The following is a 21,741-nucleotide window of genomic DNA, read 5'->3' as shown; positions in this document are numbered from 1 at the left end:
ATTCATGATCTTTTCTCGGGAAGTTTCAACGTTTTAGGGGCTTACCGAAAGCGTAATCTTCCACTTTCGGCACAAAACGGGGGTGTGCATATCCGGCGGGCTTTTCACCCACCGACACGCCGGTATTGAGAATGCCAGCCTGATAATCCGCCGCGAATAATGAGTAGGGATATGTCGGAGGGATGACACTCGCTGCATCCAGCTTGGCACGCAGTTCGTCAGGGATCGAGAAAGCCAGCGCGCCGAGATTGTCTCCGAGTTGTGACAGCTTGCTCGCGCCTATGATCGCTGCCCCGATACCCGGTTGCGACACCGCCCAATTCAACGCCACCTGCGCCATGGATTTGCCAAGCACGCCAGAAACTTCCGCAAGTATGGCGACAATCCTCATATTGCGTTCGGTGAACAGCCCCAGCCCGCCCGCATCGTCGCGACTAAGACGCCCTTCACCACCGGCCCGGTATTTGCCTGTCAGAAGCCCCATGGCGAGCGGGCTCCAAGCGGTAATACCCAGTCCCAGGTTCTGTCCCAGCGGGACAAATTCCTGCTCTATGCTGCGCTCGACCAGCGAATAGGGCAGTTGCAAACTGATCGGCTGCGAAAGCGCGTGGGCTTCTGCCCAGGTCTGCGCACGGGCAGCATACCAGGATGGTACATCCGAGAGGCCGCAGTAGCGGATTTTTCCCGCGCGGATCAGATCGTCGAAGCCGCGAATCACCTCTTCCACAGGCGTCATGCCATCCCAGGTATGCACCATATAAAGATCGATATAGTCAGTCTTCAGCCGTTTCAGCGACTGATCAACCGCACGGAACATATTCTTGCGGCCATTGCCGCCGGCATTGGGATTGCCAGGCTGCAGATTGTTGGAATATTTGGTCGCGATCACCACCCGATCACGGGCGCCGGCTTCCTCGACAAACCTGCCGACCAGCGTCTCGCTCAAGCCCGCACCGTAGGAATCCGCCGTGTCGATGAAATTGCCGCCCGCGTCGAGATAGCGATCAAAGATGGCCCGCGCATTCTCTTCATCCGTACCCCAAGCCCCCCCAATCCCTCTGATCCCCGCATTTCCGAATGTCATCGTCCCGAGCGCCAGACGGCTGACACGCAGACCGGAGCGGCCAAGGAGGAAATAATGATCGAGCGACATAGGAAACCTCCTGACTGTCAGGTCACATAAAGCCGTGATAAGCGCGACAGGCGACGGTCTGTTGGACGTAGTTGATCATTGAAATGAAATCGAACACGGGACGCCCGGTCACCTTCTGCACGGCATGAGCATAAGGGGGAAGATCGCTGCATTCGAGCAGGATGGAGCGAACCTCTGGATTGTCCCGCACGAGCTTCATCGCCACTTCGCAAACTTCGCGCTCGATGGCGGCGGAATCGAGTGTCCCTTTCTCTTCCAGAATCGCCTCACGGAACTCGGCCTGATCTTCCATTCCGGCAAGCACGATCGGGATCGTGTCTGGAATGCCGCTGGCGGCGAAATGCCGTGGACTGAGGCGCTCTGCATTGGCAGTAATTACGCCTACAGTGCCGCGCGCCACAGCGTGCATGAAGGGTATCTGCATCAGGCTCGACAGGAAGACTGGTATATCGACGGCCTCAGCAACCTCTTCCTGGAAATATGCCATGAACCCGCAGGCGCCAGTAATGGCTTTCACACCCCGCCCCTGAAGTTCCAGAGCCGCTTCCACAAAAGCTTCTTTCAATGCCGGATCACGCTGATTCAGAAGACGGTCAATGGAAGCGCCGCGCACCTCCTGATAGCGAACCGGATATGTATAGGTAGTCGCATTACCGACATTGCCGGGCACGCAGGGATAGGCGGCATCCAGAATGAGGATGCCGATCTGTTCCCCATACCATGACTGGCTGTTCCGGCTGACCGCGTAAACAGTCATCGTTGCAGTCTCCGATATGAAATGTGGTTGAAGTGGATGCAGCAGCAAGCCGCTGCATCAAGTGGTGCCGTTCCGGATCACTCGATGAGTTTTGGCGCGCCAGTATTTCCGGCGCTCTCGTCGAGGCCATAGGATTTCAGGATCTTGGCAATGGTGCCGTCCTTGTGCATTTCCTCGATATTCGCGTCGAGAGCAGCACCAAAATCCGTCGCGCTCTTGGCATAAGGCAGACTGGCCTGTGCTGCTTCGCGGGTTGCGCGGATGCGCTCATCAGGCTGCGCGATCTCGACCTTGATGTCCTTCAATGTGCCATTCTTGGCCGCATAAGCGCCTGTCGAGTAGCCGTCGATGCCGACATCGATACGCCCTGATGCAAGATCCTGATGCATGTTCACCGAGTTCGGATAAAGGCGAAGATTGGCACCCAGAAGCTTCTTGGCATCGGTCACCCAGAGATAACCCTGCACCGTTCCGACATTCTTGCCGACGAGTTCCTCGACCGTCTTGATGCCATCCTTTGAATAAAGGCCCATCTGGTCTTTATAAAGCGGATAGGAAAGATTCATCACCTTGGCGCGCTCTGCCGTGCGATACCAGTCACCGGTCGTGATATCAGCCTGACCCGACAGGACATATTGGATAGCAGCCGCGGGATCGACCGCCACTGGCTTCACAGTAAGGCATTCGCGTTTCGCGAATTCGGCCGCAATGTCACCATCGAGGCCGCTCATCTTGCCGCTTTCATCCATGAAGGAATGCGGCGCATAAGTAGTGACGGCAACCATCAGCGTACCGGGCGTAATGGTTTTGAATTCGTGCTTGGGTTTGCAATCCTGCGCCAATGCTGTCGCCGACAGCCCGACGAAAATGGCAAAGCCGATCAGGCCCTTGTGAATGATCCCGTTATTCATGTGCGACTCCCCTTGTTATTGTGCGTTATCGGGTGGCGTAAGCGGACGACCGCTTCTCCACGTAAGAAATGATCCATGCCGCCGGGATGCAGATGGTTGCATAGAGCAGACCGGCCAGCAGCAGCGCAGGCATGTAGCGAAAGGTATTGGACCCAATTTCATAGGCATTGCTGACCAGTTCCGGCAGCGCGATGGTGAAGCAGAGCGAAGTGCCTTGAAAGATAAGGATCGCGAAGCCCAGCAGGGCTGGCAGCGCAACTCTCAAAGCCTGAGGCAGCAACACAAAACGCAACTCGTCCAGAACACTGAAGCCCAGGGCTTCTGCCGCTTCGCGCTGACCATGATGGATCGACTGGAGGCTGGCCCGAATGATTTCACTCGTATAGGCACCGGTATTCCAAGCCAGCGCTATGACCGCTGCTGCGAACGAAGTCAGGGTCAGGCCTGTCGCAGGTAAGCCGAAATACATGAACTGCAACAGAACCAGCGCTGGGGCGCCCCGCCCTATTTCAACAAGGAACAGGCTCACGATCCGCGCCATGCGCGTCTTGGCACCGACGCCAAGCGCCAAAAGAAGCCCAAGCGGAATACCGATGGCAAGGCTCAAAGCAGCTACCTGCAAACTGATTTTTAGCCCACCGAGCAACGCCGGCATCCATTCAAGAAATTCATCCGCGGTCGGAAACATCAGCGCGCCACCTTTGCTCTCAGATAGCTGTCCGCGGAACGCGACAGCCATGCGACCGGCAAGCTCAGGAAAATGTAGAACAAGCCGACCAGGGCGAAGACCTCAATGCCCTTGAAGGTGAGTTGCGATACTTGGTTGCCGCGAAAGGCCAGATCGGCAACCCCGATGGTTGATGCCACGGCGGTTTCCTTCATGAGCCCGATCAGATAGCTCGCCGCCGATGGCAGAGCGACGCGAAAAGCCTGCGGGGCAACCACATCGATCAACGTATATCTGGTGCCAAAATTCAGGGCGGTCGCCGCTTCCCATTGGCCATGATGCAGCGACGCTAATGCCCCGCGATAGATTTCGGCCATATTGGCAGAGGCTATCAAACCGAGACCGATCAGTGCCGCGACAAATGGATTGATAGGCATTATGCCCATGCCGATGCCGAAGAAAATGATGAACAGCCAAAGGATGGGAGGGAGTGCGCGCACGATCTGGATCAACAGCGCCGCAAGCCAGCGTATGAGGGCGAAGCGAGCGCTTCGTGCTGCCAGTAAGGGCACGCCGAGAATGCAACCGATACCGAATGACCCCAGAGTAAGAGCGATGGTCCACGGCAGCCCGCTCAAAATGAGAAGAACATTGTCGGCCGTCATCGGTCGTGCACCGCACGAAGAAACCGCTTCGTACGCTCCTCTTGAGGATTGCGCATAACCTCTTTCGATGCACCTTTTTCAATGATCTTGCCATCGGCCATGATCATCACGGTGTCGGAAACATTCTCCGCAAATCCCATTTCGTGTGTGACAACCAGCATCGTCATGCCGCTTTCCGCCAGTTCCCGCATAACGGCCAGAACTTCGAGACCGAGTTCCGGATCGAGCGCCGAGGTCGGTTCATCAAAAAGCATGACCTGCGGGTCGAGCGCCAGCGAGCGCGCAATGGCGATGCGCTGTTGCTGACCGCCGGAGCACCTGCCCGGATATTGGGTGGCTTTATCTGCAAGTCCGACACGCTCCAGCAGTTGAAGCGCCCGTTCCTCCGCCTCAGCGCGGCTGCGGCCAAGAACGCGCTCTTGCGGCAGACTGACATTGCGCAGAACACTCATATGCGGAAACAGGTTGAATGACTGGAACACCATGCCAACCGTATTGCGCAGCTCCTTCAACTGCGCCTTACGCGGCTCCTGGGTAGCATCAAGCCTGAGCTTGCCGACCGTAATCATCCCACCATCGGGTTTTTCGAGATAATTGATGCAACGCAACAGTGTGCTCTTACCGGAGCCGCTGGGGCCAATGATCGCCAGAACCTCGCCCTGCGCCACGTCAAGATCGATATTCTCAAGAACGCGATGCGCACCAAAATGCTTGCTGAGTCCTTCAAGCCGAATGATCTTTGGCGTGGAAGCGGGAGTATGGGCCGTGTCGGTCACCAGTGTCGGTCGCGTTGCGTTCAACGGGCAAACTCCCCATTTTCCTCGTTCATCACGATTATCCCATCATCCCCACGGCTCGCAGATTTCGATTTTCTGCAACAGACGCTGGATCGCTGTGTTCGGCGGCTGGTTGATATTTTATGCCGCCAATGTTCCCTTGGTTAATCACGATAGTTCCCGGCCAACAGATTACAAACGCAAAAAATATCCGGGACCTCATAACCTGAAGTAATGGAGGGAACAACGCGATTACAGCAGCCGCCCCAGGCGCAAACCATCATAGATTGCTGCGTGTGTGTTGCGCGCCGAAACCGCATCGCCAATGCGGTAAAGCTCGAACGAACTTTCCGCATTCCTGACCAGATTCTGGGGACGCCCGTCCATGAGAGCATCGTAGTCCACGACACCCAGATTTCGTGACAGTGGCTTCAGCTCAAAGTAGAGATCGTCCATCGGTCGCGTCCCGTCATTGACGACGATCTGGTCAAATTCGCGCTCGAAACTGATTCCCACGTAATCACTGCCAATCTGCGCTATCAGACGATTATTATCGCGCCGGATCGCTATCAGTCGATAAGATACGCTGAAGGCCACATCCTTCCTTTGCAGGCTGCGCATATAAGGCACCAGATTCATTCCCATCACTTCGGGCGCAAAGGTGCGATCTGCCGTCATGATTTCGACTTTTCCTCCAGTATTCGCGATGAATTCCGCAGCCTGAAGCCCGGCATGGTCGCCCGCTTCGTCGAAAACAAGCACATTTGCACCCGGCTGCACATCGCCTGAGATTATGTCCCAGGGGGAAACTGCGAGGTCATTGCCTTCGCGCAGGATTTGCATGTCGGGAATGCCGCCGGTAGCGATAATCGCCACATCGGGCGTTTCCGCAAGCACGGTACCTGCCTCGGCCCATGTATTGAAACGAAAATCGACGCCAAGCTTTTCACACTGCGCCATCCGCCAGTCGATGATCCCCATCATTTCCCGGCGGCGCGGGCTTTGGGCCGTCAAGCGAACCTGTCCTCCGGGCTGGTTCGCAGCTTCAAAGACCATGACCTTATGCCCCCGTTCAGCGCTCACCCGCGCAGCTTCCAGACCGGCAGGCCCTGTCCCCACCACGATGATGCGGCGACGTTTCTCTGCCCGACGCAGAGTATGCGGCATGGTCAACTCTCGCCCGGTCGAAGGATTATGGATGCAATAGGCAGCCCCACCCTGATAGATGCGATCAAGACAATAATTAGCGCCCACGCAAGGCCGTATTTCTTCCTCCCGCTTTTCAAGAATCTTGCGAACGATATGCGGATCAGTCATGTGTGCACGCGTCATGCCAACCATATCGAGCTTACCCGATGCAATCGCATGGCGTGCCGTCGCTACATCCTGAATTTTCGACGCATGAAATGTGGCCATCCCCGTGCTGGAACGGATTTCGCCAGCAAAATCCAGATGCGGTGCGCTCGGCATTCCCTGTATGGGGATGACATCGACTAGCCCCGCATCGGTCTCGATATGACCGCGAATGACGTTGAGAAAATCGACCAGTCCGCTTTCCTTGAGCTTGCGCGAAATCTCAAGTCCATCGCTTTTCGTCAACCCGCCCTCAAGAACTTCATCGGCGACATAACGTATCCCGATCAGAAAATCAGGCCCCACGCGCTCCCGAATGGCAGTCAGAACCTGCAACGAAAAACGCATACGATTATCGAGATCGCCGCCGAAAGCGCCGTCGAGTTCATTGGTAAGCGGCGACCAGAACTGATCTAGCAGATGACCGTAGGCTTCAAGCTCCAGCCCGTCGAGACCGGCTGCCTGCATGCGTTCTGCGGCATCTGCATAATCCGCAATAATGCGCTCAATGTCCCAATCCTCCGCTTTTTTGGGATAGGCGCGATGAGCAGGCTCGTGCTTGCCCGTTGAGGATAGCGAAGGCAACCAGTCTCCCTTATCCCAACGTGTTCGACGACCGAGATGAGTAAGCTGGATCATCACCGCCGCGCCATGTTCATGACACTCGTCGGCGAGATCCCGAAGCCACGGCACGACCTCGTCCTTGTAGGCGAGCACATTGTTGAAAGCCGGCGGACTGTCTCTGGAAACCGATGCCGAACCCGCTGTCATCGTCAAGGCAATACCGGCTTTTGCACGCTCGACATGGTAGGCGCGATAGCGTTCCTTCGGCATGCCCTCTTCGGCATAAGCAGGTTCGTGGGAGGTAAGCATGATGCGGTTGCGAAGCATCAGATGCTTGATCTGAAGCGGCTGCAGCAGCGGATCGACCGACATGGCGAGAGTTCCCGTTGATTGTTTGTCCTGAGCTAAATATAAATGTACATAAGTGTCAATTTAATAATCATATATGTACATAACTCTTGTCAAACTTGTTCGGCTTGATAAAATTCCGATATGGAACAAAACATCACGAATGATGCAGGGTGGCGCGGCTCGCCCGATTTATGGCTTCAGGCAGCTTATGATGCGCTGATCGAAAGTGGCATTGACGCCGTTCGCATCATGCCGCTTGCCAAGTCGCTCGATATTTCGCGCACAAGTTTTTACTGGTTTTTCAAGGACCGCGAAGAGCTGCTCGACGCGCTTATTGCACGCTGGCGCGACAAGAATACGGGCGCTCTTCTGCGTCAGGCTGATGCCTATGCTGAAACAATACAGGAAGCGGTCCTGAACGTGTTTGACTGCTGGCTGGACCACAGTCTGTTCGATTCCGCTTTTGAATTTGCGATCCGCAGCTGGGCGCTTCAATCGACCGACGTCGAAGACGAGGTGAGGAACGCCGACGCCATACGCCTGGAAGGCCTGGCGCGGATGTTTGAACGTTTTGGCTTTGGCGGCCCCGTGTCCGATGTGCGTGCCCGCACGCTCTATCTGGTGCAGATCGGATACTTTTCCATGCGAACGCGGGAAGAGACCGATGTGCGCCTCGCGCGCATCCCCTATTATGTCGAGACATTCACAGGCCAGGCGCCAGAGCAAAGGGAACTGGACAGATTTCTCTCACGACACAGGGCGCGATGATGGGATATGTAAGTCCGAGTGACCGCTCGATAAGAAATTCCGCCCCGTGCAATAATTTAATGCCAATTATCGATCAACTCTTCCGTGCAAACCAGTTCGAGCTGCTCGCTAAAACGCTGATGGCAGAGGGAAATGATCGCGTCATGCGTCTGATCGGAAACACTGCACACGGCGTCGGTGACCACAATCACCCGGTATCCTCGATCCACGGCGCCCAATAGCGTTGCCAGGACACAAAGGTCGGTCTCAGCGCCGCTGACGATCAGTGTGTGAACACGCCTTTTGTGCAGATATCGCTGGAGAAAGCCTTCTGTCCAGGGAGAATATACAGTCTTGTCGAGCAGAGCGGCGGGTGGCGAAAATTCCCGCAGCGGGGCGACGAGTTCAATAAGCCACGGATCCACACGTTCAAGGGTAAGGGCTTCCCACTTGCGGTAATAACTCTTCCATGCTCCCATCGCCGCCTCTGGTGACTTGGGGGGTATGAAACGGGTGAAAACCGTATCCTCACTGCGTCGGGAACAGATATCGACGATATTGGGCAGGATTGCCTCGACCCACGGCACATGCCAGGGCGATGCGGGGCCAAAGAGATTCTGCATATCAATGCAAAGATGCATGCAGCCTTCTCGCAGGTTGCCCCGTAAAAGCCCGGTTTCCAGAGGCATTTATCCTTCGATCCTTTCCACGGCGCTTTGGCCGCTCGCTCCCTCGATCATAAGCAACATCCGCGCCAATGCCTCATTCACCGCATCGGCCGGGGAAAGTTGAATACATTGAGGATTTTGAAAGTAAACGGAAACGGTGTTGCCGGAATCGTCAAAGAACTGAACGGAATAGGCTTCATCGTCTTCTATCGAAACGACCTGTGTTGCCATCATCATCTGCCAAACTCCTGTTGGACTTACCGAACTCACCAGAATGGCTTTCGTTCCCGCGATGTTTCCTGGAGCAGAGGTGGTTTGAGGTGCGAGCGATAAAGATCGCGATCGTTCTCGCGGCGGCGAGCTGTAAGAATGTACGCTAGCGTACATTTACCCACTTTGGAGGGAACCAACTGGCCGGCACGATCTTACTTCCCCGGTGAAGGAGGAATACACCATGCCATCAAAATCGGATTTCGAAAAAGAGGTGTTGGCGCTGGTGCCCGCGTTGCACCAGTTCGCCCGGACGATGTGCCATCAAAGTTCCGACGTCGATGATCTGGTGCAGGAGACGCTTCTGAAAGCTCTGCGCCATCGAGACAGGTTCACCCCTTACGGCTCGCTCAAGTCGTGGCTGTTCACCATTATGAAAAACACGTTCTGCACCAGGATCAAGAAAGCGCGCCGCGAAGATGCGCTCGAGACGTGGGAGGAGCCGACGATAAGCGCGCCTCAGGAATTGGCGCTCGAATTGCAGGATGTCGGCGAGGCATATGGTAAATTGTCCCCCGCGCATAAAAAGGTGCTCGATCTGGTGATATTCAACGGGCTAAGCTACGAACACGCCGCGATGGCAACCGGCTGCACGATCGGAACGATCAAGAGCAGGCTTAACAGGGCGAGAGCTCGGCTCGAAAGCAATTTACACCCGGGTGGGATAAGCGTTTCGGAGCAATAGCCGAAGCGGGGTGGGCGAACCTTGCTCACAGTCTGGAAACGAGATCTCTGCAAAGTGCTTCCGGAACCAATTTTTGCTCCGCAGGTTCACCCTCATGACGAACGACCGAGGTGCACCAGATGTCTTTTCCGCCGACAGATGCCAGGGCCAATAAGCTTCTGGCATTGCTTTCTCCGTCCGACTACGAGAACGTCATCCGCGAGACATCATATGCGGAACTCCCACGCGGTACGATACTCGCGAAAACGGGAAAGCCGATCGAAAAGGTCTATTTCCTCACGGCGGGTATCGGTTCAATTGTCGTTACCACCACGGAAGGACGCCGGGCAGAAGCGGGAATCTTCGGATGTGACGGATATATTCCGACCTCCGCGATCGCCGGGGTCGAAACCAGTTCATATGATGTCCTCGTGCAGGTCGCCGCGCAAGGCTACGAAATGCCTTATGACAAGTTTCGCCGGTGGATGGAAGGAAACCGCAACTTTTCGAAGATCATGATCCGATCCATCGAGGCCTTTTCTATTCAGCTTGCTTATACAGCCGTTTCGAACGCCATTCACGGCGTCACGCAACGCTTAGCCCGTTGGCTGCTGATGTGCGATGACCGAATATCCGGCCATAAAATTTCTCTCACCCACGAATTCCTCTCAGTCATGCTTGCCGTTCGTCGTCCCAGTGTCACGACTTCCCTTCACATTCTTGAGGGATTAGGCCTGATCAAGTCAGAACGAGGAGTGGTTTTTATTCGTAACCGCCACGAACTGGAACGCTATGCCCGGGACGCCTATGGCTGGCCGGAAAGGGAATCCGCGCGACTGATGCAGGGCATTGGGCCGATGCAGGATTAGGATCGGTCTTCCAAAAAATTTCCAACAATTCGGTTGTCTCTTCAGGTTGGAGCGAACTGAAACCTTTTGCCGCGCTGTTGGTTGCGTTTCCGAAACCCAGGAACAGGAGACAGGAAATGCAGTTCAAAGTACTGGGAGAAGGCGAAGGCCAGCGCACTTTCATCGTTGTGCTGCCCCGGGAAGAAGCCGTGGTCGCAACGCTTGAACGTTTTGTCCGCGAACAGGCCCTCACTGCGGCCTCGTTGTCCGGGATCGGCGCTTTCAGCCAAGCGACGCTGGGATTTTTCGACCTTGAACGGCAGGACTATCACCGGATCGAGATCAACGAACAATGCGAAGTGCTCAGCCTGCTCGGCGATTGCGCGCTGGATGAACAAGGAAGGCCCGGCCTGCATTTGCATGTCGTTGTTGGAATGCGCAGTGGTGAGGCGAAAGGCGGTCATCTGATCGAAGCGACAGTCCGCCCAACGCTGGAGGTGATCATCAAGGAAAACGCAAGCACCATGATGCGGACCTATCGACCGGAACTGGGCCTGGCATTGATCGATCCGAAAAAATAGCGGTGGAATGCGCCTGCCGCAGCTGGCAGATACATCCCGCTACAGGAGCGGCTTGCCGCCGGTGACAGCTACGGTGGCGCCCGAAGTGAAGCTCGACAGCGGGTCTGCCAGCATGACATAAGCAGAAGCAAGTTCTGCCGGTTGGGCAGGCCTTTTCATAGGTGTCTGCTTGCCGAAATTTCGTACCGCATCTTCGGGAAGGGTTGAGGGAATGAGTGGGGTCCATACCGGCCCGGGAGCGACAGCATTGGCGCGAATGTCCTTTTCCGCCAGAAGCTGCGCCAGTCCCGCAGTAAAATTCTGGATCGCGCCCTTGGTCGTTGCATAGGCCAGCAGACTCGGATTCGGCATATCAGAATTGATGGAAGCCGTATTAATGATCGCAGATCCGGGTTTCATGTGAGGAATGGCTGCTTTCGTCAGATAGAACATCGCGTGGATGTTGACGCGAAACGTCAGTTCCCACTCCTCGTCGCTGATATCGTCGAGCGCCGAGAAACTTGCCTGATGAGCCGCATTGTTCACCAGAATATCGATGCCGCCCAGCTCGCTCACAGCGCGATCAACCACATCGCGGCAAGTCTGTGCATGCTGGATATCGCACTTCATCAGGACAGCCTTTCTGCCCTCTTTCTCAATGAGTGATTTGGTGGCGAGCGCGTCTTCATCTTCTTCCAGATAGGCGATCAGCATATCCGCGCCTTCGCGTGCATATGCTATCGCCACAGCTCGGCCGATACCGCTGTCTCCCCCCGTGATAATCGCCCGCAACCCCTCCAGTTTGCCCGACCCCTTGTAGGAGGTTTCCCCATGGTCGGGCGTCGGATTCATCTTTTCTGTGTAACCGGGCATGGGTTGGTGCTGGGTTTCGAACGGCGGCTGTGGATATTGTCTTTCCATTTCGGCTTGTCCTTTCTTTCGCTCACCGCCCTAACAGCGAGCTGCGGCATATGTTCCAGGACAAAACTTTGGTGGTGCCAGCCACGAAGACAATTTGGGGGTATTTATCCCCTCTGGAACGCGGTCGAGGTGCTCATAGAAGGTTTCTCTTGACCACCTCAAAGATATGCAGACGCCTCCGGGCCCGGTGTGTGCGAGCCTATGCTCTGAAGCGATAAATCCGCTAATCACCACTTTACGCGAAAGCCGATATTTCCCTTGTAGCAGTAACTATCACCGAATTCGGCCAGGCTGGTGTTAACTGAACCCTTTCCATAGATCGAATATTTATCGCCATCCCAATTGTAGCTACCGCCCAGCCCGACGCCACCCCATAGGCGTTCGTTGCTGTTGGCGAAGCTGGGGCAGCGCCGGATCAATCATAAGTCCGCTCGTAAGATCACGTGCCCCACAACGCCACGAAGTGCTCCGGCGAAACCTCGCGATATTCACGCAAAGGCACGACAAAATCCGCGGGCCGAATAGGGCTCTTGAGTTCTCCCCCTTCGCTTGAAAGCCTGGTCTTGCGTCGGTCAGGGTCAGGGATCGGAACCGCCGCCATCAGCTTGCGTGTATAGTCGTGTTGGGGGTTTTCAAAGACCGACGACCTCGGCCCTATTTCTACGATCTCGCCCAGATACATTACGGCCACGCGATGGCTTACACGCTCCACAACGGCCATGTCATGCGAGATGAACAGGAACGCTAGATCAAGGCTCTCCTGAAGATCCAGCATGAGGTTGATGACCTGAGCCTTGATCGAGACATCCAGCGCCGACACACTTTCATCGGCAACGATAACCTTGGGCTTCAGGGCAAGCGCGCGGGCGATACAGATGCGCTGTCTTTGCCCGCCGGAAAATTCATGCGGGTAGCGCTTTGCCATATCCGGCGTCAGGCCGACCTTTTCCAGCATGTCTGCGACAACATTCTTCGCATCCCTTGCGCTTCCCAACCGGTGTTCAATGTAAGGTTCCGCAATGGCGGCTCCCACCGTCATACGCGGGTTCAACGACGCGTAAGGATCCTGAAAGATCATCTGAACAGTTCGGCGCATCTCGCGCATGGACTGCCTGCCGAGGCTGAGGATATTCTGGCCTTCCACCAGAACCTCACCGGAGTCCGGTTCGGTCAATCGCATGATGGCGCGCCCGGTCGTCGATTTCCCGCACCCGCTTTCGCCGACCAGCGAAAGGGTTTCCCCCTTGCGCAGAGTGAAAGACACGTTCTCCACCGCATGGACACGCCCGCTCAGTCGAGACATGAAGCCTGAATAAATCTCGAAGCGCTTTGTAAGACCTTTTACTTCCAGCACCGGAACATCGACGTTGTCGACGGTATCCGCCACTTCGACCGGTTTTTCCGCGAGCCCAGTCGCATCGTCTACTATCGGAAACCGTAGAGGACGTTGATAGCCCTGCATCGAACCCAGTACAGGAACCGCCGACAAAAGTGCTCGCGTATAGGGATGTTTGCTTTGCCTGAAAATATCGGCCGTCTGTCCTGTCTCAACCTGCTTTCCACGAAACATGACAACAGTACGATCCGATATTTCCGCCACCACGCCCATATCATGCGTAATGAAAAGAACCGAAGTGCCCTCTTCTTCCTGCAACGTTTTGATAAGATCGAGGATTTGGCCTTGAATGGTTACATCCAGTGCCGTGGTCGGTTCGTCGGCGATCAGCAATTTGGGTCTCGATGCCAGAGCCATTGCAATCATGACGCGCTGACGCATACCGCCCGAAAAACGATGCGGATATTCATCAAAGCGGGATGCAGCGGACGGAATGCGGACCTTTTCAAGCAAGCGGACCGTCTCAGCGCGCGCGTCTGCCTTCGACATTTGCGAATGGCAGAGCAATGCTTCGGAAATCTGGTCGCCGATTGTGAAGAGCGGATTGAGGCTCGTCATCGGCTCCTGAAAGATCATGGCAATTTCGTTGCCGCGAATGCGGCGCATTTCATTTTCCGAGAGCGTCAGAAGCTCCCGACTGGCCAAGCTGATACTGCCTTCGATGCGGCTCGTATCCTTCTGCAGAAGACGCATGATCGACAGCGAAGTAACACTCTTGCCCGAGCCGGATTCGCCGACGATTGCGACGGTTTCTCCCGGATGAACGTCGAAGGAAACATCATCGACAACCGGTTTCCATGCGCCGTCGACCAGAAAGGAGGTAGTCAGTCCTCGAACGGATAAAACAGGTTCGTGTTTTCCAACCGTCGCAAATTTCCCAGACGTCATAATGTTCCTCCGCGTTACTCAGCCTCTGCCAGCCATCAATCCGGCCAACGCAGCAAGCCATCGAAGCGATGCCTGCTTCGGTCCTCAAAGGGGGTAGCGATAATCTCGTTCGATGCCCGGGCTCTGTCGAGTTCCTCACCCAAACGTCGAGCCACGACAGTCTCCTGTCCGGGATGCAGATTGCATGGGTCGAGATAGAAATAGTTCTGCTCTACCTCATGGTCACGGGTTATGATCGGTGGATTCCCACGCGCAAGAGCGGTTACGAGATCCCAAGCCGTGATGTGCGCATCGGCTGCAGACACAATCACTCGCAGGCGGTCGAGCGGATTGTTCGTCGGATCTGGTTCGATCAGAGCCGTGACACCGGGGCGGCCATCAAGCGTTCTCTTCCACAGTTCCAGATATCCGGTTTCCCGTTCGCGAATTCCGGCATGGTCACGCTTTTCCCATGCTTCCAGTGCAGCCATGACGCCGTAAATGCTCTCTTTGCCAACTTTCATGCCGCGCCCAATGCCGAGATTTTGCAGGAAAGCATGGCGAACGAGTTCCTTCTTGCCTGCGACAATCCCCGAGCTTGGGCCGCCAAGAAACTTGTGTCCCGAATAGATTGCAATATCTGCGCCCTTTTCCAGAAAGAGCTTCAGGTCATATTCGGATGCAGCATCCACGATCACCGGCACGCCCCTGGCGTGCGCGATCTCGACAAACTCGCTTAGATGCAGAAGGCCATAGTCCACAACATGGTGCGATACGACATAAACCGCCGCAGCCGTCTTTTCGGTAATCGCATTCTCCATGTGATAGCGATGGGTAGATGTCGCCTGTCCGATCAGGACGACCTTGCCTCCCGCAAGCCGGATTGCCTGATCGACCGGAGCGCCGTAACTGACCACGTGACCGGTCTGCACCAGAACTTCGTTCTTTTCAGGCGTCGTATCCGGCAGCCTTTCAATCGCGAGAAGGTTGTTGCCTGTCATGGTTCCGGCAACAGTAAGTGTAATGCCTGACGAGCAGGACGCCGTGACGAAGCCAGCTTCGCCGCCTGTCAACCGTGCAATCACTTCGCTTGCCTTGCGCTGGAGATCGTTGACCTCGACGAACTGGGGCAAGATCGCTGCCATCGCCTCTATTGCCTCGGGCACCACGATGGATGCGCCAAGCGATGTCATCGTGCCGGAAACATTGATGACCGGTCGAAGCCCGATCTTGCGGCGGATATCATCGGTCATGTCAATTCTCCCATTTCTTTCGCTGTCTCAGGCATCGACATATATGCCATAATAATGTAATAACTTCTCGAATTTCACACGGAGCACTTGAGTGAGCGTATTGTCAACCGCTATTCCCGCCGAAACGTCCCCTGCAGACGATACCGAAACCAAGTCGACACGCCGCTCGCGTGTCAGCGGCATCGACCGTGCGTTGCAGGTGATTGACTATCTTTATGAGGCCGGCGCTCCAGCTGGTCCCTATGCGATTGCCAAGGCGATCAAGGCGCCTCTGTCCACGGTCTATGTGACCATCGATGATCTCGTTGAGAAAAACATGCTCGCCCGCAACGCGGACGGTGCGATCTGGCTCGGTGCGCGGCTCTATCATTACGGTCTTGCCTACGCGCGGTCGCTTGATTTCATGAGCGTCGCCACGCACGAAATGCATGATCTCTGCCGCGAAGCGAACGAAGCAGTGCAACTGTGCGGCCGGGATGGAGACCATATGCTTGTTCTGGCCATGGCGGACGGACCAAGCCCGTTTCAGGTTGCCTCGCGTGTCGGCACAAGAGTACCTTTGAACTGGACTGCATCCGGTCGGCTTCTGGTGGGGCATTTGGCTGAGAATGAACGGATCGAGCTTTTCAAGCGCTGCGCCCGGACTTCTCCGACCGGTCGGGCCGAAATCGACGCCACGAGTCTCTCGGAGGCTGCGGCGAAAGCCTTCGATGAGCGGCTCTCGATCCAGATTGCGGAATCCGACTATGCCGTTGCCTGCATTGCTTCCCCGATCTGCGACCGCGATGGACAATGCGTTGCGACAATCTCCATCGTGCTTCCTGAACAGAAAGTGCTTTCCGACGAAAGCCGCTACACCGGTCAGGTGCGCGCTTCGGCGGCGAAGATCGAAAAGCTGATGGGCTGGCGCAATCATTGACGCTGTCCTAGTCTTTCAGGGCGACGATCGCTTCGATCTCAACCGTGATATTGCCCGGCAAGGAACCGAAGCCGACGGCTGAACGCGCATGTTGACCGGCTGCACCAAACACTTCGATGAAAAGATCGGAGCAGCCGTTGATGACATTGGGGTGTAGCTCGAAGTCGGGCACGGCGTTGACCATGCCCAACAGCTTCACGACACGCTTTACACGGGAAAGGTCGCCAAGCGCTCCGTGCATGACGGCCAGCAGATTGATACCGGTGAGACGGGCATCCTGATAGGCCTGATCCACGCCGATGTCGCCGCCGACCTTACCGGCCCGCAAATGTCCGCTCTCTTCCCTTGGCCCTTGCCCGGAAAGATAGAGGATGTTGCCTTCCCGAACATGCGTGACAAAGTTCGCGATGGGCGGCGGCGGCGGCGGCAAGGTTATGCCAAGTGAAGCCAGGCGCTCATAGGGGGAGTATCGTACTTCGGTCGTTTGGAGAGAATGGGACACGAATTTTCCTCATCATTTCGTCACGGGACGTTCCCGCAAAATTCAATGCGGCGCTGCCAGTTTCAGCGCCACGAATAGCCGTGGCTGTGGCGAACGAGTTTGCGCGCACGCGGCACATAGCGGCTGGCCGTAATCGCCTCAGCGCCAATGACTGCGTAGCGGGGCTCAAAAAGCCTGTTCAGCCGAGACACATCACCATTGGAATCCGTCGCTTCCAAGTCGGCATCAACCAGATCGAAGATCGTGAAATCGGCACGTTGCCCAACAGAAAGCCGGTTTTCCATCGAGAGCTTGATCACCGATGCCGGGTTATGCGTGACGGCTTCGATGACATTTTCAAACGGCATGTTGACCGACAGCAATTTGGACATTGTTGTCGCCAGATCCCAGACAGGAAAGTTCATCGAATGTCCGTGCAGGTCTGTCGAGATCGAGAATGGAAGGAGTCCCCGTTCAATTGCCGCCTCCGCGACCTTGAACGAGAAGGACGCCCCGCCGTGGCCAATATCCAGCCGGATGCCCTCGCCCGCGCAGCGTTCCGCGAGGTTGAACAGGTCTTCGTCTTCCATGATGCTGGAGCCGGACTTGCCGTTGAAGCAATGCGTAACCACATCGCCGGGCCCGAGAATTTCAAGAACTTCATCATAGAGCGCGGGCGGCTCACCCACATGGACCATCATGGGCACTTTCAGTATCTTCGCGATCTTCTTGCCAAGCTTGACTGGCGTAACGCCCCACGACCCGGTTATGACGTGGCTGGCCCGGACCTTGATCCCCACGATATGCTCGCTATTGGCTGCGTAGCATTCGAGAATACGGTCGAGATCAATATCTTTGATATCGCGCAATTCCGGAACCCGGTTGCAGGCGACAAGGCCGATTGAACCAAGATTGAGGAAGGCTTTGATCCGTTCCCTGGCAGGTTCAATGATATATTCCCGGAAGCCGTGAAAATTGGCCTCCCCCGCCGAACCGGCATCGACGAGTGTCGTCACCCCTCGTTCAGCGCCGCATTCGGAAGGGCGTATCGAGATATCCGTACCACCATGCCAGATATGAACATGCAGATCGACCCAACCCGGCGAAATCCAGGCTCCCTTGCCATCGATCCGCTCCACCTCTGCCGGTGCGTTCAACGACTTGCCGATGGCGCTGATATTGCCGTCCTTCCCGACGAGAATATCGGTCGTCGTATCGGAATGTTCACCGAAAGCTACCGGTCTGACATTGGTGATGAGAAGCGGCTTCGCCTGTTCACCGGAAATCATATTACAAATCCCTTCGCAGTCTTGGATCGAGCATGTCGCGTAGTCCGTCGCCAACCATCTGAAGCGAGAGGACGGAAAGAATGATGGCGAAGCCGGGGAAGTAGGTCATCCAGTCGGCTTGGCCGATATATTGGCGTCCCGCGGCGATCATGGTTCCCCAAGTTGGAATCTCGGGGCTTACGCCGAGACCAAGGAAGGAGAGCCCCGCTTCGGCAAGCATTGCGCTCGCAAAGAGGAAAGTGCACTGCACGATGATGGGCGAGATCAGATTTCTCAGCACGTGCCGCGTCATGATGTGGAATGTCGAGATTCCAAGCGATTGAGCCGCCTCGACATAAGGCAATTCACGGATCACCAGCGTCGAGGCGCGCACGATGCGCGCCAGCCTCGGTGAGTAGACGACTGACAGGGCAACGATGACCGTCGCCAGCGATGGGCCGAGCGCAGCGACCAGCGCGATGGCCAGCAGAATGTCGGGGAACGCCATCATCGCGTCGATCAGGCGAGCGATGGGAGTATCCAGACGCTGAAAGAAACCTGCGAGCAATCCGAGTGTCACTCCTATGATCGCCGACAGGACGACAACAGCCGCGCCCACCATAAGTGACAGCCGTCCGGCATAGATCGTACGAGAAAAGACGTCACGTCCGAACTCATCCGTGCCAAACCAGAACATTTCGCTCGGCGGCTTGAGACGGTTGACGATGGATAGCTTCGACGGCGAATAAGGTGCAATCCAGGGCGCCAGCAGCGCGAGGATGGCAAAGACCGCAAGCACGATAATGCCAGCCGCCACTGTCTTGCGTTTGAACAGCCGACGGACAAACAAAGCGCGTTCCGAGGGTGCTTTTTGCGTAGTCGTAACCAGATCGGCCATCAGTAGCGAACCCTCGGATCTACGAACAGATAGAGCATGTCGATGATGAAATTGATCAAGACATAGAGCCCCGCGATGACGAGCAGCGCGCCTTGGATTACCGGATAATCCCGACGCAGGACTGCAGACACCACAAGATTGCCAACCCCCGGCAGGCCGAACACTGTTTCCGTCACCACGGCGCCGGAGATCAGGACGGCCGCGGTGAGACCAATCACGGTCAGGATCGGGATCAGCGCGTTCTTCAAGGCATGCTTCATGATCACACGCCGCTCTATCAGGCCCTTTGCGCGCGCCGTGCGGATGTAATCGTCACCTAGAACATCAAGCATTGAGGCACGTGTGAAGCGCAGGATCAGGGCAGAGGAAACCAGCCCCAGCGCGATGGCTGGCAGGATCAGATGATACATTCGATCCATGAAGCTCGAACCCGGCCCGCCATAGCCGGACACCGGAAACAGGTTCAGCCGGACCGCAAAAAACTGCATGAGGATAAGGCCGAGCCAGAAGCTCGGTATGCTCGCTGCGAGCATGGCAACCGTCGTTGCAGCCTGATCCACAAAGGAACCACGTCTGTAAGCCGCATAAACTCCGACCGGCAGAGCAATGATGCATGCAATCAGAAGCGAAAGAACTGTCAGAAAGAACGTCGGCTCGGCTCTATCGAGCAATGCTGCGCCGACTGGCATGTTGAGGAATATCGACTGGCCGAGATCGCCCTTCAGCAGCTGACCTATGTAGTAAAAGTACTGAATGACCAGCGACTGATCCAGACCAAGCCGGGCGCGCAGATCGGCAATATCCTGCGCCGATGCATCTGGTCCAAGCATGACGGCGGCAGGATCGCCGGGCGTCACCCGGACAATCACGAACACGATCGTCACGACCAGAAACATGACGACAGCCATGCCGACAAATCGCTGAAGGATGTAGCGCACCATGCGATCAGATTCTCCAGATTGAAGATTTCAGCAAATGCCGACCGGACGGACGGCATTTGCATTGCCGGGAGTTACTTCTTCAACGAAGCATTCCAGAAGTAAGGCCACGGCGCTGGCTCAACGCCCTCCAGCTTGGTGGACATCGCCGCGACAGCATTGAAGTCGCCGATCTTGATCAGGGGCAGTTCGTCATAGATGGTCTTCTGAACGTCTGCCCACAGCGCAATGCGCTTGTCCGGATTGGATTCCGACGTGAAAGCATCGACTACGGTTTTACGCGCTGGCGTGTCCCACCAGCCCGGCGAACTGGTCGACAGAGACCCCATCAAAGCAGGTTCGGGCAGGAAAGGGCTGTGCGTTATATAGATATCCCAGAGCTTGGGATCAGCACGGCGCTGCGTCAGCGTCGCCCAATCGACAACCTGCAAATCCACGTTGAAACCGGCAAGCTTCAGATATTCGGCGGCCACCTGCGCCATCTTGTAATGGAACTCATATTGGCGGCTGGTCAGAATGCGCAGCGGCTCTCCATTGTAGCCGGCAGCCTTCAAATCTTCTGCTGCAGCTTCCGGCTGGGCCACGTTATAATTGCCTTCCACACCCGCGTCCGTATTCCAGACGAAATTGGAAGGATAGAAGGCACCGTCTAATGCGTAGAATTCCGTACTGCCGAACGCAGCCGCAAGCATGTCTTCCATACTCAATGCGTGTGTTACAGCCTTTCGTACCGGCAATTTCGACGCCACCCCTTCCTTGGTGTTGAAGACAAACACAGGATAGCCGAAGGGCTTCAGAAGCAATGGCTGGGAAGCTGTCGAAGACTTGATCTTGTCAAAGGATTCGACCGGAATGGAATCGACATAATCATACTGTCCGGAAACCGCGGCCTCGACACGAGTGTTGGCGTCCGGGACCGATACGAAACGGATTTCGTCGAGATATTGATGACGCGCGCCGCCATAACCGTCGCTCTCGCCGTCGCGCGACTTGTAACCGTCGAAACGCACGAGCTGAATATACTGATCTGCCTTTCGCTCCTTGAGCATATAGGGACCGGTGCCGATAAATTCGTTCATCGGCTCAGCCTGCTTTTCTGAGGGTATGATGATCGCCGCAGAATTGTTGAAGGCAAGCAGTGAGGTCAGTGGCGCATATGGCTGCTTGAGCGTTATCGTCACCGTAGCCGGATCGGTCGCCGCGATATTTTCAATAAAGACCGATGCCTGTTTTCCCCGCGAAGCGAGCTTTGTCCAGCGCTCCAGCGACGCAACCACGTCTTCCGACGTCATGTCGCTACCGTCATGGAACTTGATGCCGGAACGGAGCTTGATCGTATAGGTTTTTCCGTCCGCGCTGATTTCCGGCAGGCTTTCTGCCAATAATGGCGTCGGCTTCCATTCCTTGTCGAAGGTGTAGAGCGTTTCGAAAATATGCTGCGTGACGATCCCCACCAGATCAGCGGTGGAAACCATCGGATCGAGCGTCGGCGGCTCGCCGATTGTCGCGACATTGATAACGCCGCCCTTATCCTGCGCCAGTGAAGCACCGGGACTCAAGAGCATCGCAGAAGCCAGAAGGAGTGCTAGTTTGATCCGCAAGACAAAATCCCCATTTTTGAATTGTTCCACAATTATGTTATATAAGCTTTTATAAAAGAATACCGGAGAACGTGGAGGTGTCAATCCATCAAAGGTCATCGACCGGAAATCCTCCGTCGAAAACGATGGCGAACTCTTTCTGTGTGCTAATTTCGGATTTTGAGGTATCCGCGCCGAGGGCTGCATCGATGAGATGTGCACCCTGATCCAGGCAAAGACCAAGGTTGTCTCAATGCGAGATGCGC

General features: G+C 55.8%; 22 protein-coding genes and 1 pseudogene. 5 read left to right on the top strand and 18 right to left on the bottom strand.

Going from position 1 to position 21,741, the window contains the following annotated elements:
- Positions 1-25: 25 nt before the first annotated feature.
- The 7 genes from ABWW28_RS25110 to ABWW28_RS25080 all read right to left on the bottom strand — a co-directional run bounded on the left by ABWW28_RS25110 (position 26) and on the right by ABWW28_RS25080 (position 7,218).
- Positions 26-1,153: an aldo/keto reductase gene (locus tag ABWW28_RS25110; protein WP_113342653.1), complete on the bottom strand. Its 1,128-nt coding sequence runs from the start codon at positions 1,151-1,153 to the stop codon at positions 26-28.
- Between the two features lie 22 nt (positions 1,154-1,175).
- Positions 1,176-1,910: an aspartate/glutamate racemase family protein gene (locus ABWW28_RS25105; protein WP_113342654.1), complete on the bottom strand. Its 735-nt coding sequence runs from the start codon at positions 1,908-1,910 to the stop codon at positions 1,176-1,178.
- Between the two features lie 77 nt (positions 1,911-1,987).
- Positions 1,988-2,821: an ABC transporter substrate-binding protein gene (locus tag ABWW28_RS25100; protein WP_006469718.1), complete on the bottom strand. Its 834-nt coding sequence runs from the start codon at positions 2,819-2,821 to the stop codon at positions 1,988-1,990.
- Between the two features lie 25 nt (positions 2,822-2,846).
- Entirely contained in the window at positions 2,847-3,560 is a 714-nt protein-coding gene (locus ABWW28_RS25095) for an amino acid ABC transporter permease (protein WP_247886237.1), read from the bottom strand.
- Positions 3,509-4,153 (bottom strand): amino acid ABC transporter permease, encoded by a 645-nt coding sequence (locus ABWW28_RS25090; protein ID WP_006469716.1) that lies wholly within the window; start codon positions 4,151-4,153, stop codon positions 3,509-3,511. Before ABWW28_RS25090 ends, ABWW28_RS25095 begins: the two co-directional genes overlap by 52 nt.
- Entirely contained in the window at positions 4,150-4,953 is an 804-nt protein-coding gene (locus ABWW28_RS25085) for an amino acid ABC transporter ATP-binding protein (RefSeq protein WP_006469715.1), read from the bottom strand. The genes ABWW28_RS25090 and ABWW28_RS25085 overlap by 4 nt, the downstream gene beginning before the upstream one ends.
- 228 nt (positions 4,954-5,181) lie before the next feature.
- Positions 5,182-7,218, bottom strand: a complete 2,037-nt coding sequence (locus tag ABWW28_RS25080) for an NADH:flavin oxidoreductase (protein ID WP_006469714.1) — start codon at positions 7,216-7,218, stop codon at positions 5,182-5,184.
- Positions 7,219-7,338: 120 nt separating this feature from the next.
- On the opposite strand from ABWW28_RS25080, the gene ABWW28_RS25075 reads away from it, so the two are divergent.
- Positions 7,339-7,965 carry a TetR/AcrR family transcriptional regulator gene (locus ABWW28_RS25075; protein WP_006469713.1) on the top strand — a complete coding sequence of 209 codons (627 nt, stop codon included), beginning with the start codon at positions 7,339-7,341 and terminating at the stop codon, positions 7,963-7,965.
- A 56-nt stretch (positions 7,966-8,021) separates the two neighbouring features.
- Here the strand turns inward: ABWW28_RS25075 and ABWW28_RS25070 are convergent, their stop codons facing one another.
- Both ABWW28_RS25070 and ABWW28_RS25065 read right to left on the bottom strand, forming a co-directional pair.
- Positions 8,022-8,633 carry a cysteine hydrolase family protein gene (locus ABWW28_RS25070; RefSeq protein WP_006469712.1) on the bottom strand — a complete coding sequence of 204 codons (612 nt, stop codon included), beginning with the start codon at positions 8,631-8,633 and terminating at the stop codon, positions 8,022-8,024.
- Complete coding sequence (locus ABWW28_RS25065; RefSeq protein ID WP_006470710.1) at positions 8,634-8,849, bottom strand: hypothetical protein; 216 nt, start codon at positions 8,847-8,849, stop codon at positions 8,634-8,636.
- 217 nt (positions 8,850-9,066) lie between these two features.
- Here ABWW28_RS25065 and ABWW28_RS25060 point away from each other — a divergent pair, with 217 nt between their 5' ends.
- The 3 genes from ABWW28_RS25060 (at position 9,067) to ABWW28_RS25050 (ending at position 10,975) form a co-directional block, all read left to right on the top strand.
- A complete protein-coding gene (locus tag ABWW28_RS25060) occupies positions 9,067-9,567 on the top strand; it encodes an RNA polymerase sigma factor (RefSeq protein WP_006470711.1) in 501 nt (166 codons plus the stop codon).
- Between the two features lie 119 nt (positions 9,568-9,686).
- The gene (locus ABWW28_RS25055) at positions 9,687-10,415 is read left to right on the top strand and encodes a Crp/Fnr family transcriptional regulator (RefSeq protein ID WP_006469709.1); all 729 of its coding nucleotides are present in this window, start codon (positions 9,687-9,689) and stop codon (positions 10,413-10,415) included.
- A 116-nt stretch (positions 10,416-10,531) separates the two neighbouring features.
- The gene (locus ABWW28_RS25050; RefSeq protein WP_006470712.1) at positions 10,532-10,975 is read left to right on the top strand and encodes a PPC domain-containing DNA-binding protein; all 444 of its coding nucleotides are present in this window, start codon (positions 10,532-10,534) and stop codon (positions 10,973-10,975) included.
- A 39-nt stretch (positions 10,976-11,014) separates the two neighbouring features.
- On the opposite strand, the gene ABWW28_RS25045 is transcribed toward ABWW28_RS25050, so the two are convergent.
- From ABWW28_RS25045 to ABWW28_RS25035, 4 genes and pseudogenes are all read right to left on the bottom strand, one after another.
- Entirely contained in the window at positions 11,015-11,875 is an 861-nt protein-coding gene (locus ABWW28_RS25045; protein WP_006469707.1) for an SDR family oxidoreductase, read from the bottom strand.
- 227 nt (positions 11,876-12,102) lie between these two features.
- A pseudogene (locus ABWW28_RS27655) lies at positions 12,103-12,276 on the bottom strand (autotransporter outer membrane beta-barrel domain-containing protein); the annotation flags it as partial.
- 38 nt (positions 12,277-12,314) lie between these two features.
- Positions 12,315-14,159, bottom strand: coding sequence for an ABC transporter ATP-binding protein (locus ABWW28_RS25040; protein ID WP_006469704.1), 1,845 nt, complete (start codon positions 14,157-14,159; stop codon positions 12,315-12,317).
- A 35-nt stretch (positions 14,160-14,194) separates the two neighbouring features.
- Positions 14,195-15,391 (bottom strand): aminotransferase class V-fold PLP-dependent enzyme, encoded by a 1,197-nt coding sequence (locus ABWW28_RS25035; RefSeq protein WP_113342656.1) that lies wholly within the window; start codon positions 15,389-15,391, stop codon positions 14,195-14,197.
- Positions 15,392-15,482: 91 nt separating this feature from the next.
- Here ABWW28_RS25035 and ABWW28_RS25030 point away from each other — a divergent pair, with 91 nt between their 5' ends.
- The gene (locus ABWW28_RS25030) at positions 15,483-16,310 is read left to right on the top strand and encodes an IclR family transcriptional regulator (RefSeq protein ID WP_006469702.1); all 828 of its coding nucleotides are present in this window, start codon (positions 15,483-15,485) and stop codon (positions 16,308-16,310) included.
- 7 nt (positions 16,311-16,317) lie between these two features.
- On the opposite strand, the gene ABWW28_RS25025 is transcribed toward ABWW28_RS25030, so the two are convergent.
- From ABWW28_RS25025 to ABWW28_RS25005, 5 genes are all read right to left on the bottom strand, one after another.
- Positions 16,318-16,812, bottom strand: coding sequence for a RidA family protein (locus tag ABWW28_RS25025; protein ID WP_006469701.1), 495 nt, complete (start codon positions 16,810-16,812; stop codon positions 16,318-16,320).
- A 62-nt stretch (positions 16,813-16,874) separates the two neighbouring features.
- Positions 16,875-18,080 (bottom strand): amidohydrolase/deacetylase family metallohydrolase, encoded by a 1,206-nt coding sequence (locus ABWW28_RS25020; protein WP_006470715.1) that lies wholly within the window; start codon positions 18,078-18,080, stop codon positions 16,875-16,877.
- Position 18,081: 1 nt separating this feature from the next.
- The gene (locus tag ABWW28_RS25015) at positions 18,082-18,957 is read right to left on the bottom strand and encodes an ABC transporter permease (protein WP_006469699.1); all 876 of its coding nucleotides are present in this window, start codon (positions 18,955-18,957) and stop codon (positions 18,082-18,084) included.
- Positions 18,957-19,898 (bottom strand): ABC transporter permease, encoded by a 942-nt coding sequence (locus ABWW28_RS25010; RefSeq protein ID WP_006469698.1) that lies wholly within the window; start codon positions 19,896-19,898, stop codon positions 18,957-18,959. Before ABWW28_RS25010 ends, ABWW28_RS25015 begins: the two co-directional genes overlap by 1 nt.
- A gap of 71 nt (positions 19,899-19,969) precedes the next feature.
- The gene (locus ABWW28_RS25005; RefSeq protein WP_266018360.1) at positions 19,970-21,460 is read right to left on the bottom strand and encodes an ABC transporter substrate-binding protein; all 1,491 of its coding nucleotides are present in this window, start codon (positions 21,458-21,460) and stop codon (positions 19,970-19,972) included.
- Between the last annotated feature and the right edge of the window lie 281 nt (positions 21,461-21,741).

It is taken from the genome of Brucella sp. NBRC 14130 (assembly GCF_040371715.1).
GTDB classification, from domain to species: domain Bacteria; phylum Pseudomonadota; class Alphaproteobacteria; order Rhizobiales; family Rhizobiaceae; genus Brucella; species Brucella intermedia.
This window is presented reverse-complemented; position numbering and strand designations above follow the sequence as displayed.